The sequence below is a fragment of the Paraburkholderia sp. HD33-4 genome, assembly GCF_021390635.1.
Lineage (GTDB): Bacteria > Pseudomonadota > Gammaproteobacteria > Burkholderiales > Burkholderiaceae > Paraburkholderia.
Window position 1 is genome coordinate 2,005,313 of the sequence record NZ_JAJEJS010000002.1, and the last position, 12,704, is coordinate 2,018,016.

Annotated in this window: 12 protein-coding genes; all 12 read right to left on the reverse strand. The window is 58.8% G+C overall.

Annotated features, from left to right (window positions below):
* Positions 1–15 precede the first annotated feature (15 nt).
* A complete protein-coding gene (locus L0U84_RS29105; RefSeq protein WP_233855355.1) occupies positions 16–1,167 on the reverse strand; it encodes a Re/Si-specific NAD(P)(+) transhydrogenase subunit alpha in 1,152 nt (383 codons plus the stop codon).
* A gap of 198 nt (positions 1,168–1,365) precedes the next feature.
* The gene (locus tag L0U84_RS29110) at positions 1,366–2,592 is read right to left on the reverse strand and encodes a DUF3500 domain-containing protein (protein WP_233855357.1); all 1,227 of its coding nucleotides are present in this window, start codon (positions 2,590–2,592) and stop codon (positions 1,366–1,368) included.
* Positions 2,593–2,656: 64 nt separating this feature from the next.
* Positions 2,657–2,893, reverse strand: a complete 237-nt coding sequence (locus tag L0U84_RS29115; RefSeq protein ID WP_233855359.1) for a hypothetical protein — start codon at positions 2,891–2,893, stop codon at positions 2,657–2,659.
* Positions 2,894–3,037: 144 nt separating this feature from the next.
* Positions 3,038–3,412, reverse strand: coding sequence for a BON domain-containing protein (locus L0U84_RS29120; RefSeq protein WP_233855360.1), 375 nt, complete (start codon positions 3,410–3,412; stop codon positions 3,038–3,040).
* Positions 3,413–3,442: 30 nt separating this feature from the next.
* The gene (locus L0U84_RS29125) at positions 3,443–4,573 is read right to left on the reverse strand and encodes a porin (RefSeq protein WP_233855375.1); all 1,131 of its coding nucleotides are present in this window, start codon (positions 4,571–4,573) and stop codon (positions 3,443–3,445) included.
* Between the two features lie 381 nt (positions 4,574–4,954).
* Positions 4,955–5,962, reverse strand: coding sequence for an NAD(P)H-dependent flavin oxidoreductase (locus L0U84_RS29130; protein ID WP_233855377.1), 1,008 nt, complete (start codon positions 5,960–5,962; stop codon positions 4,955–4,957).
* A gap of 260 nt (positions 5,963–6,222) precedes the next feature.
* Positions 6,223–6,630 carry a hypothetical protein gene (locus L0U84_RS29135; protein WP_233855385.1) on the reverse strand — a complete coding sequence of 136 codons (408 nt, stop codon included), beginning with the start codon at positions 6,628–6,630 and terminating at the stop codon, positions 6,223–6,225.
* A gap of 184 nt (positions 6,631–6,814) precedes the next feature.
* Positions 6,815–7,786: a quinone oxidoreductase family protein gene (locus L0U84_RS29140; protein ID WP_233855387.1), complete on the reverse strand. Its 972-nt coding sequence runs from the start codon at positions 7,784–7,786 to the stop codon at positions 6,815–6,817.
* A 110-nt stretch (positions 7,787–7,896) separates the two neighbouring features.
* Positions 7,897–9,354 carry an FAD-dependent monooxygenase gene (locus L0U84_RS29145; RefSeq protein ID WP_233855389.1) on the reverse strand — a complete coding sequence of 486 codons (1,458 nt, stop codon included), beginning with the start codon at positions 9,352–9,354 and terminating at the stop codon, positions 7,897–7,899.
* Positions 9,355–9,434: 80 nt separating this feature from the next.
* Positions 9,435–10,880, reverse strand: coding sequence for an aldehyde dehydrogenase family protein (locus L0U84_RS29150; RefSeq protein WP_233855391.1), 1,446 nt, complete (start codon positions 10,878–10,880; stop codon positions 9,435–9,437).
* A gap of 45 nt (positions 10,881–10,925) precedes the next feature.
* The gene (locus L0U84_RS29155; protein ID WP_233855401.1) at positions 10,926–11,381 is read right to left on the reverse strand and encodes a carboxymuconolactone decarboxylase family protein; all 456 of its coding nucleotides are present in this window, start codon (positions 11,379–11,381) and stop codon (positions 10,926–10,928) included.
* A 138-nt stretch (positions 11,382–11,519) separates the two neighbouring features.
* Positions 11,520–12,491 carry a quinone oxidoreductase family protein gene (locus tag L0U84_RS29160; RefSeq protein WP_233855403.1) on the reverse strand — a complete coding sequence of 324 codons (972 nt, stop codon included), beginning with the start codon at positions 12,489–12,491 and terminating at the stop codon, positions 11,520–11,522.
* Positions 12,492–12,704: the final 213 nt, after the last annotated feature.

The following is a 12,704-nucleotide window of genomic DNA, read 5'->3' on the forward strand; positions in this document are numbered from 1 at the left end:
CGTTCTCCTTTATCGCTATAGCTCACACGCAACTTCGCTGTTGCGCGTGAGGAGTGTCGCCGCGACGATGTCGTCGGCCATGTCGATGTTCAATGCGCCTTCCCTGGTGAGAATCAGCTTCAGGAAGTCGAACAGGTTGCGCGCATAGAGCGCCGATGCGTCGGCGGGCACCATCGACGCCAGGTTGGTGTAGCCGACGATCGTCACACCGTGCCTGACGACCACCGTGTCAGGCTCGCTCAGCTGGCAGTTGCCGCCGCGCTGGCCTGTGGCCGGATCGGCGATGGGTCCGCGCCCTGCCGCAAGGTCGATCACCACAGAGCCCGGCTTCATCGCCTGAACGGTTTCGGCGGGCAACAATACGGGCGCATCGCGGCCCGGAATCAGCGCGGTTGAAATGACGATGTCGGCCTGCTTCGCCCGCTCGTGCACGAGTGCGGACTGTCGCTTGAGCCAGGAAGGCGGCATCGGCCGCGCGTAACCGCCTACACCCACCGCCGCATCACGTTCCTCCTGCGTTTCGTATGGCACGGCGAGGAACTTCGCACCGAGCGATTCGATCTGCTCTTTTACTGCCGGACGCACGTCGGACGCCTCGATCATGGCACCGAGGCGCCTGGCCGTCGCGATCGCCTGTAGCCCAGCGACGCCCGCGCCGAGAATCAGTACGCGCGCCGCCTTGACCGTCCCGGCGGCGGTCATGAGCATGGGCGCAAAGCGCGGATAGAGGTTCGACGCCACCAGCACCGCCTTGTAACCGGCGATGTTGGCCTGTGACGAGAGCACGTCGAGGCTCTGCGCGCGCGAGGTACGTGGTGCGGCCTCGAGCGCAAACGCGGTCACACCCGCTTCGGCCAGCTTGTGTGCGTTTTCTGCGTTAAAAGGATCAAGCATGCCGACCAGCACCGCGCCACGCTTCATGAGCGGCAGCTCGCTCGCCGTGGGCGACTGAACCTTGAGCACGAGATTGGCACCGAAGGCCGCTGCCGCGTCGGCGAGTTCCGCGCCAACCGCCTGGTACGCCTCGTCGAGAAAGCTTGCGGCTGCGCCGGCGCCGAACTGGACCGTGACGCGATGACCCTGCGAAACATATTTCTTGACGGTCTCTGGTGTTGCGGCCACGCGGGTTTCGTTTGTCCGTGTTTCGACAGGGACTCCGATATGCATGTTGAATTTATTCCGTTAGGTTAACGAAATAAGTGCGAACCGAAATGACGCATATGCTCGCACTCACCTAGTGTTTGATGATCCGATACGGATTCTGCGAAAGACGTTGTGCGATCTCGGGTTTGGCTATTGACCGGTCCGCAAAAACGTCGACCACACGGTCACTTCGGCTGTTCGGCCGCACTCTTGCGAGCGCGCTCAGCCGCGCTGCGTTCGTGCGACCCCGTCGGTGTGTGATTGCGTGTGTGCTCCATGGTCGTCTGTGTGCCATCGGAGGTAATGCTGGCGCAGCAGGTCCTTACCATAGTCCTTGCCATTCGGCGTGCGCACGAGCGTGTGTATGTGATCGCGGGACGGCTTATCGTTGTCGAACACGATGCCGGGCTGGTGGTCGAATTCGACCAAGATTACCGGGCTCAAGATACGGTAATAGAATGGGCTGGTATCGTCGAATGACCCTATCCAGGCGAACTGCGTGTCGCAAAGGTGGCGTTTGGCTTCCGCCCAGCGCAATTCCGAATGGCCGGGTCGGATGTACCCGATATACGTTGCCAGCAGCGCCTCGAGACGCTCGCGACTTTCCTGCGGGAGGTCCGGGTAACGGATGCCGCCCGGCTCGATATGGCGGTTGTCGTTATAAGCACCAGCGAACACTTCCCACGGCAGGTCGGTGCCGATCGTCGCCTGTTGTCGCGCCTCGGCCGAGAGCGTGCTCATCAGCACATGGCCTTGTTCCTCCTCGGCGGCAAACACGCGAAGACCACTATATTTGCCGAACCGCGCCAAGACCGGCTCCGATCCCATCAAGGTCGGTGTCGTGACCAACTGATCGCCGACCACGAAACAGTTGACGTTAAGGTGGTGCCCATCGATCTGCCAGCCCCAAGGCTCGTTCAGCGACGGCGTCCCGAAAATGCTGACCCAGTAATACCATTCGCTATATTCCTCGGGCTTACCCGTTATTTCGAGGGCGTGCTCGTTGAGTCGCATGACGTCGCGAGCGGTCTCATAACCCGCCCCGCTCATCGTCTCGCGCAGCAGTGCCAGCGCTGCCTTGCGTTGATCGTGTCCGAGATCGGCGAGGCAGATCCCATTGCGGGGTATCAACCAGGGATGAAAGTTGGACCACTGCCGCCATGCCTCGTCGTCAATTGCGAGGCAAGCGGCGCGCCGCTGCTTCACGTCGAGGCTCGCTAGAAAACCGCGCGCCGCCTCTACCAGCGGCGCAAGCGAGACCGCGGTAGCGGCCGGCGGGACTAGCTCCTGGGCGACCGAGCCGGTGCAGCTTATCCCGCGGAACGGCTCGGCCAGGCCAGCGCGTGCCAGATCGACTAGCTTCTGCTGGCGCGGCGTCAGCTCGAATGGTCGGGTCGCCGGTGCCGGCGGCCAGTTTCGCAGTCCGAAATTTGCCGTCTCTCCTGCCATGCCATCTTCCTCCCGGTTGTTTGGCTGCCACCTTATGGCAAGCCAAGATAGAATTTCGCTCGTACTAGTGGAAATGCTGAACCGACACCACATCGGCCTCAGCGACCGCACCGCTCACGATGGCGCCAGCCGGTTCGGTCGCCCGTATCAAACCGCTTCGACGCAATAAGTGGCAGTGATCGGGTAGTGCTATCACGTTAGGATTGAAGATACCTTCAACGGACACCCGAATAAACAGGTCGCGACTGGAAACATCCTTAGGCGCTGCTGGATAATCACATCTGTCGCGTGTGCGGTTCATTGCGCCCATCCTCGACAGTGGCTTGACTCACTGCGTGATCTCGCGCGTTGTTATTGCAGTTTCCAAACGCGCAGCACCTCGTCGTCACCGATCCTCACTGCAAGGGCAACGCCTTGAACCAGTCGGGTTGCGGCAGATGCCTACTTACTCTTCAAACGGACGCTGGACCGTTAGCTTGTTCGTCACGTCGAGGACACCCGGGGCACTCCTCACGACCCTTTCCACTGTGCCGATCTGTCCAGCATCCCACACTGTCCCAGCCAGCGTGACCAAACCGTTCTTCGCCGCAACGCTGATATTGCCGGCGTCTATCTCCGTGTACCTTGCCAGCGCCTTATAGATGCTCCTTCTCAAGGCACGATCTGCGCGCCTGTCCATTTTTCCGAAGTGCTGTTGGGAAGCAGTTTTGGCCTGATCCGCTGGAATCTCGCGAACCAGGCTGGTCTGTGACCACGCGCTAACCGACACGGCACAAGTCAATATAATCAACAGCGTCTTCGATATCATCGGGTTGTGCATAAAATTGTGCTTTTCGTTCGAATATATCAATCAGAAGGTGTGCCTTACGCCTATCATCACTTCAGTTGTCGATACTCCCGGAGCAACAGGCGCGCCATAGGCGATCCATTGGGTCATCCCCCCTCTGTTATCAACGTGGCCAACCTGAAAATATGTAATGGTCCGCTTCGATAAAGAATAGTTCGCGCCAATCGAATATGCATCCGATTGATTGGCCGTGTTGTTGCGATCCCGCAAATAATAATAGCCGGATGTCACGGAAAACCATGGTGTGAACTGGTACCCAATTCCGCCCGAAATCATCTCGATATCGGCATGTGTTGAATTTGCCGGATTCTTCCCAACACTGTAGGATGCAGAAACAGACATCCCCTGGTATCGGTACATGGCACCAAGGTAGTAAAACCGGTTGTTGTCGAGTCCCGTTGGTGCACTCATAGACACCGGGTTTGTATCACGACCGTTATAGTAGACGGCAGATACATTTAATCCATAATTTGAATATTTAATGACAGCGGATTCTCGAGTGCCACCCTGTACCTGGCCTGCCACCCCACCCGGCGCATACTCCAACTCAACAGTTGTGCCATAGAATTTGGGGGACTGGTACACGATGGCATTGCTGTCGAATAACGCACCGATCGGCAGATTTGAGTTTGCTCCCGACCATCCTGCCGCCTGATTCATCGACAGCCATGCCGTTAAAATACTGCCAAAATATGCTCCTGCCCTGGCGTCCGTATCTACCATCGCGTAAATCATGGGCGAATATTGCCGGCCAACATCAATGACACCAAACGGACCTGAAATCCCGATGGTCGCCACCTGATTGAAGATCGCGGTCGCCCCTGTCGTATCAGATAACTGGATTTTACCGCTATTACTAAAAAAAGAACCTTGGAGTTTTAAGTTAGCCTTGTATCCATTGCCGATGTCCTCAATCCCCTTCAACCCCCAAAAACTCGCATACAAGCCCGCGTCTTTATCCTGCCATATCGTTCCATTATTGCCTGCCTTCGGCGAAAAAGACGATGCCGAAGTGCTTTGATACAAAAGCCCGTTATCGATTGCGCCGTATAGCGTAAGGGAGGATTGTGCATGCGCCGCATTGGCCAGCACAGACAACACAACCACACCACGCAGTTTGATATCCCACTTCATATCGTCTCCTGATTTTAATTTTTTAAATCATCTACAAAATCTCCTATTTACATATCCAGTTCTTACGCACTTCTAACTTTTATGGTGATGGTTACTTCCATCGGATACCGGTCATGCAATTGCGATGCTTCGCGCAAGGCGTGAAGTACCGGCCCAAGGAAGGTGGATCGCGACACACAGTTACGCGTGCGGGTAGTAGGTTCGACTAGTACGGGATCGTGTTGCTCGCATTCCATTGAATGGCAAGGAACTCTGGGTGAAGTCGCACGCTCTTCGTAGAGTTCGCGGCATGCGTCTCGTGAGAGCAGCCAGGCGACGGAAACCGTTCATCAACGGCATGGGGAATCTCGTGCGAATTTCGTCTTGATCGCCTTCACCTGTTTAGCGACCGGTCCGCCAATCCGCGAGGCCTGCGAGCACGGTCCGCGCCGTTACCTCAATTTCCTCAACGATTTCTGCTACAGACTTCACATCGTGTATGAGTTCAACCGTCGCGTCGGCATACAGCGGACTTACCTCCCACTCTCCCTCCATGGCGTCCCAGGCGGCCGCAACATCATATCGGTAGAGTGGCTTGCCATTCGGAAAACGCGATATACGCTCGCCTTCGCCTGGCCGTTGACCGGCAGGTGGACAGCCGGCCTCCTCCCATCTGGCATACGTGGAATTGCGTATCACCCGATGGGGAGACTCCTGCCACCCCGCGTCGAAAATCTCAGTCTCTACCAGATCCGTTGCCCGAGCTGCAACAATCCGCTCCTTGTAACCGCGATGATTGGCCGATTCCCCGCTCGCCACAAAACGCGATCCCATCCAGACCCCACACGCGCCCAGCGCCAGCGCAGCAACCAGGCCCCGCCCCTCTGCAATACCGCCCGCGGCCACTACGGGAACCCCTTTGGCGGCGTCGACAATAGACGGCAAGAGCGACATCGTAGGCGCGCTTCCTACCAAATGACCGCCTGCCTCCCGCCCCTGGGAAACGATGAAGTCAACGCCAATATCCTTGGCATGTGCCGCATCTCCGGGGTCACCCACCGTCCAGAACACAAGCCCGCCTGCATCCTTGATGACACGAACATAGGGTTCGACATCTCCCTGCCACACGGAAAATACGCGCACCCCCGCATCCAGCGCAGCGGCCAGTCTCTTGCGCTGGTCAACCACCAACGTCAGGTTCGCACCAAACCGACCGTTCGTGACTCGACTCATTCTCGCCAGCTCGTCGCCTACCGTCTCTTCCGGCATATGCATCAGCGCGGTAAACCCGAAGCTGCCGCAATTGGCCATCGCTCCAAGAAACTCCGCGCTTGATCCTCGTCCGAGAGGAGCCGCCAAAACCGGAACGCGCAAATCAAGCGCTTTGGTCAACGCTGTTTCGAAAGGCATAGCCGCTCTTCTCCACGCTCATATCGAGCGCTTGATCTGTCATCGTTATTTCGCTCAATCTCGCGGGCGAGTATCTAATCGACAACTTTCATTAGGATACCGACGCATTCGATGTTGTACCGCCCCGAGCCGGGAAGGCAGCCTTAGCCATGAGCACTGCGTTGCTAATTCCGACACGAAATCCGGTGCATTCGTCGATGCCGTCATTGTTATTGCGCGGGTTGATGTTGCGAGACGCATTCGCGCCAGCAGCGAATTTTCTAGCGTTGACGCATCTCATGGGCATCGGCATCGAGCATTTGCTCGGCCACGCCGCCCGCGAGTCCCTTGTAGTAGACGTGCACGCCGATAGCAAGCGAATCGTTGCGGATCTGGTGAAGCACCCGCCACGCTTTTGCGGGATTGCGAAACAGAAGATAGTGCGCTTTTTCTGCAATAAGGCGGGCGACCTGATGCATACTGTGCCGGTTGAGCGCCTCCACCAGTGCATCGAGGCTCGCGTGCGTGCGCGCGTCGGTGCGAGGATACAACATATGCAGCACGGCGACGGCCTGTGGGGCCAGCGATGCAGACAAGCCCGTTACGATGTCCTTATGCGTGATGGATGTGGCCACGCGCTCGGCGCCATCGAGGGAGTCCACAAACAGCATTTCAACGTCAATTGTCATGCAAGTGTTTCCTCTGCTTCGCTAAGGTATGCTGACCGTTCATCAGGCACCTCATGCTCGCACTTTCGGTATCGGCAAAGGTGATCAGTCATTTCGACTTCAAGTGTCCATGCCACGAATCGTCTGCAACAACGCTCTCGGCTAAGCCTTCGATGACGGGCGGACCGCACCAATTCGTGATTCCCTAAAATGCGATCACGCTCGATCCCCTGGTTTTCCTACTTTCGATATCTTGGTGAGCCCGAACGACTTCGTTGAGATTGTAGCTCTGTCCGATGGGCACCTTTAGCCCATTGCGTATCCTTTCGAAGAAGTCTGTGGCATAGCGCAACAGATCCGGCCTGGTTCGCGTGTAGTGAACAAACCGCGGCCGCGTCAGATAGACCGAACCGAACTCGGCCAAGTCGCCGACCGGAACCGGCGACGGGTCGCCGGAAGCAGAACCAAAGCTTACAAGCATGCCTCGAAATGCGAGACTGTTAAGCGAGGATTCAAAAGTATCCGCACCCACAGAATCGTATGCCACATCGACACCGCGCCCGGCGGTTATTGTGCGCACGCGCTCCGCGACATTCTCGACTGTCGAGACAATGACGCGATCGCAACCATGTGCGAACGCGTGGGACACCTTTTCGTGGCTGCCTACTGTACCAATGACGGTTGCTCCAATCGACTTCGCCCACTGGCAGAGAATCGTTCCGACTCCACCGGCAGCAGCATGAACAAGCACAACATGTTCAGGCTTGACTGGGAAGACACCTCCGATCAGGAATGCGGCTGTAATTCCGTGCTGGAGAGCCGCGGCCGCGACCGTCGGTTCGATGTCGGGGGGAAGTTTCACTAATCGATCAGCGGGAACAGTCCGCTGTTCTGCATAGCTGCCCGGTGGAATGCCCGCATACGCTACAACATCGCCCACGGCCAATTCTGTGCTTTCCGATCTTATCTCCCGAATCACGCCGCAACCGGCAACCCCAAGACCGGTCGGCAAGGGTAAGGGATAGTGCCCCTGGCGGTGCATTATGTCGAGGTAGTTCAGACCGACCGCGATGTGATCGATCCGAGCCTCTCCAGCCTTGACGTGGGCATTTTCTTCTTCGCGAATTTGCATGACTTCGGCATCGCCGAAGTTTTCAATCCTGACGACTTTTGGCATGATCTGCGTCTCTAGCGGGCTACTGAATTTGGATCCCGTGTAACGGGGTTTAAAGCCCTTGGTCGCAGTTTCAATCCACCAAGGGCCAGGGCCTTAACTCATGAGGGGCTTCAAACTACCCCCGCAGAATAGCCGTCCGGGCGGATCAGCACAGCCGCGGCACCCTCGAAGAATCTCTGGGGACGCTCGGAGCTGGAGACCCGGATGACGGACTCTTCTGGCAGTGCATCGGCAAGCGGAACGGTCGCTCCCGCTCCGAAAGACAGATGGACCCACCGGCCGGCAGAAAGCAGTTCGTGCACGAAGACTTCCGACCCATCCGCCTGACGAACTCTACGATTGGGGACGCGAATGCCAACGCCCGTGCCGCAAGGGGCATCCGAGAAGGCACGCATGGCCCCCACATCCTCGTAGGCGACACTGAAGCCAGAAATCTTGCCAGCGAGCTTCTCGTTCACCTCCGGGAAGGCCAGGCAATCAGAGACCATTTTGCGCAGGCCAAGGGCGCCCGGGGTGAACGCCGTCATGAGCACGGCTTGCGCCATAGTGTTCTCATGCAGCTGCTCGCCGACTGGCCGGCGCTCCGCCTCGTAGCTGTCGAGGAGGGTTTCGTCCGCCTCGCCCTTGATGACAGCGGCGAGCTTCCACCCCAGGTTGAACGCATCTTGCAGGCCGACATTCAAGCCCTGTCCGGCAGCCGGAAGGTGAATGTGCGTGGCGTCGCCGGCCAGGAATATCCGGCCGCGTCGATAATTCTCTGCAAGCCGGGTTTCGTTGGAAAAGCGCGAAAGCCAGACCGGGTCGCGCATATTGTAGTCAGTGCCGCGAACTTGTCGCATCGTGCGGGCCATGTCGTCCAACGTTGGCTCCCACGTGGCCGGGGCGATATTGTTTTCCTCTGGCGTCGTCAAAACGACACGGCGCCGGCCGTCGGCGCCGGGCGGCGCAATCATGACGCCGCCGCGCTCGTTGTACTCCGTGAGCATCGGTCTGTCGTCCGGCAACTCCAGCCTGACGTCGCCCAAAAGCCACGTGTGCGTTGCCGAGTGGCCCGGGAATGCGATGCCCGCCTGTTGACGCGTGAGACTGCGTGCGCCGTCGCAACCGACGAGGTAGCGTCCCTTCACGCGGAATGGCCCTTGATCCGTCGTGCCTTCGACCGTGACTCCGGACTGATCCTGCCAGATTGTTCCGGCGGAATGCCCAGTGAGGAATACGATGCCAAGCTCTACTGCGCGTTCAGCAACTAGTCTCTCGGTGGCCGCTTGCTGAATCCTGAGCGTTTGCGGGAACCGGCTGTCGAGGGCCGCGAAGTTGAGATGCGTCTCCAGCATCCCATAGTGCCAGCTCGGGAACGGTTTTCCGCACGCGAGAAACCTGTCGACCAGACCTCGCAGGTCGAACATCTCGAGCGTGCGGCTGTGCATGGTCCCCGCGCGCGATTGTAAGGTTCTTTCTGTGCGGCGTTCGATTACTGCCACGTTCACGCCGGCTAGCCGCAGTTCGCAGGACAGCCAGAGCCCGACCGGGCCGCCGCCGACGACCACGACATCGAAGGACTGCTCCATCTCAAACTCCCTTAATGCATCGTTAGATTTACCTTGGTGGTGGGTGCCAAGACTTATGCGACGAATCTCTACATTAGCGATCAAGCCATCGTGTAGGCCGTCTTGAGGGTGGTGTAATGCTCCCTGGCGTAGGTCCCTTGCTCACGGGAGCCATAGCTCGAGCCCTTCCGCCCACCGAACGGCACGTGATAGTCGACACCCGCTGTCGGCACGTTGACCATCACCATGCCAGCCTCGCTGTTGCGTTTGAAATGCGTCGCATATTTCAGCGAGGTCGTGCAGATACCGGAGGAGAGGCCGAACTCGGTGTCGTTGGCCACAGCGAGCGCCTCGTCATAATCCCTGACGCGCACAATGTTGGCCACCGGGCCGAAGACCTCCTCGCGCGAGATCCGCATGGTATTGGTCGTTTCGGTGAAAAGCGCCGGCTGGAGATAGAAGCCGGGCGTCCCACGCTTCAGGACCTCTCCACCAAACACCAGCTTGCCGCCCTCGTCCTTGGCAATCTGGATGTATTCAAGATCCTGGTCCAGCTGGCTCTGGTCGACCACCGGGCCTATCTGCGTGCCTTGCTTCAGCGCATCGTCGACGACGAGGCTGTTCAGGCGCTCGATGCAGGCCTCGACGAAGCGGTCATGGATGCCCGCCTCAACGATCAGGCGCGAGGACGCCGTGCACCGCTGACCGGTGGAGAAGAAGGCGCCGTTGACTGCAACCTCGACCGCAATGTTGAGGTCCGCGTCGTCAAGCACGACAAGCGGGTTCTTACCCCCCATCTCGAGCTGGACCTTCTTCATCGGGTGTGAGGCGATGCAGGCGGCTGCGACCTTGCGACCAGTCGAGACCGAGCCGGTGAAGGAGATGGCGTGCACGTCCTTGTGTTCGAGCAGCGCCTGGCCAACGATCGAACCGCGGCCCATGACAAGGTTGAGCACGCCCTTAGGCAGGCCGGCGCGGTGGATGATGTCGACGAGCGCCCAGGCCGAGCCCGGCACCAGGTCGGCCGGCTTGATGACGACGCAGTTGCCCCACGCGAGAGCCGGGGCGATCTTCCACGCCGGAATGGCCATTGGGAAGTTCCACGGAGTGATCATCCCGACGATCCCCACTGGCTCGCGGGTGATCTCGACCCCGACACCAGGGCGCACGGAAGGAAGTGCCTCACCACCGGTACGCAGACATTCGCCCGCGGCAAAGGCGAAGATCTGCCCAGCACGGACCACCTCGCCGATGCCTTCGGCAAGCGTCTTGCCTTCCTCGCGCGAGAGCAGCCGGCCGAGTTCGTCCTTGCGGGCGAGGATCTCATCGGAAGCCTTCTTCAGGATATCGAAGCGCGCCTGTGGTGTTGCACGGCTCCAGCCCGGCAAGGCGGCCTTAGCCGCGGCCACCGCATGGTTCACGTCCGTCACCGAACCCTGGGCATATTCACCGACGACGTCATTCGTGTCGGATGGGTTGATGTTGCGGGAGGCATTCGCGCCTGCAGCGAATTCTCCGGCAATAAGATTGGAATATAGGCGAGACATTTTTCCTCAATAACGTTCTTCAAACTTCTCGAACTGCCTTAAGTACTAGGCTGTGGCGTCGGTTCGGTCTTCGCTCTCGGACGCAGCCAACTGACCTATGATCGCTGCACCCCGGTTTGCGCACGGTATCCCACCATAGAGGTAAGCCATACTAACGACAGCTTGCATCTCTTCCCAGGTAGCGCCAGCTCGACGCGCTGCGCGGGCGTGCAACATGGCCCCGTCGAGCAGTTTGGTGAGGAGCATGCCAAACACCATGAGCTGAGCGGTCTTCGTATCGAAACACCTCGGATACAAGGCGTGAGTGCGCACCTTCTCTTGCAGACGAAGGAGTTCAGGATCGAGCGCCCCCGTCACAGCCAGTCGAGCCGCTATGAGTGGCGGCACGAAGCCAATGAGCTCCTTGTAGCCCTGCTCGCGTTCAGTGAGAGGAGTTTGTGTATCTGCGTACGAACCAATTTCGCTTCTAACCGCATCCATATCCAAGCTGACATGTGCCATCGATAGAGTCCTTCCATCTCGAACCTTGTTGTGGTGAGCATCGCCGAAACTCGAGCCCCAGTACTTCTGCATCGTGAACGAGTTGAACCGTTGCGCTGGCGTTCGGGCACAGCCTGGATACGCCGGCGGCACTTCGCTTCAGGGCACCAGTACCAGGGAGCCGACCGTCTTGCGGGACTCTAGGCTACGATGCGCGTCGGCTGCGTCCTTGAGCGCAAAGCGCTGGTTGATGTGGACCTTCACTGCGCCCGACTGCACGACCTCGAACACCTCCTGGGCACCCTCCTCGACTTTGGCGCGGTTCGGCAGGTAGGCGTTTTGCGTTGGGCGCGTCAGGTAAAGCGAGCCCTTCTTGTCGAGGATGCTGAGGTCAAATGGGGGCACCGGGCCCGAGGCCGTGCCGAAGAGCACCATCAGGCCACGCGGCCTGAGGCAGTCGAGCGAACTCATAAAGGTGTCCTTACCGATCGAGTCATACACGACCGGGACCCCGACGCCGCCCGTGATCTCCCGAACCGCTTTGACAAAGTCGTCCTTCCCGTGGATCAGCGGATAGTCACAGCCGTGAGCCTTCACGAGGTTGGCCTTTTCCTCGGTCGACACTGTGCCGATGACTGTCGCACCCAGATGCTTGGCCCACTGACAGAGCACGAGGCCGACACCGCCTGCGGCGGCATGCACAAGAATCGTGTCGCCCTTACCGACCTGGTAGGTCTGCCGGCACAGGAACCATGCGGTCATGCCCTTCTGCATCATCGCCGCACCGACATCGTCGCCGATGCCGTCGGGGAGTTTGATGAGGCGATCAACCGGCGCGAGGCGGACTTCGGCATAGGCGCCTTGCACGCCGCTATAAACGACGCGGTCGCCCGGCTTCAGCGAAATGACGTCGGGCCCGACTGCCTCGACTACGCCGACAGCTTCGCGCCCCGGGATGAAGGGCAGCGGCTGTTCGTAGAGGCCCGAGCGGAAATAAATGTCGATATAGTTGACGCCGACGGCTGTCTGGCGAAGGCGCGCTTGTCCTGGAGCAGGATCGCCTACGGCAATCTCATCCCAGACAAGTTTTTCAGGTCCGCCCGTCTCACGAACGCGGATGGCATGGGGCATCTGTCGTCTCCTTCAGTTGGCTAAGCATTTCAGATTTGATCGAACGGCGCTCTCAGATGGTGATGACCTCGAGCGTCTCTTCTTCGCGCCAATTTCGTTTTGGGGCGTAGCTTTATCAAAGTAAAGTGAAGATACTCTTCACAGGTGCCGCAATAAATATGTCGCGGCTAGAAAGACTTTCAGGCAGTGCCGGATAATCAGTTGCACCGTGGG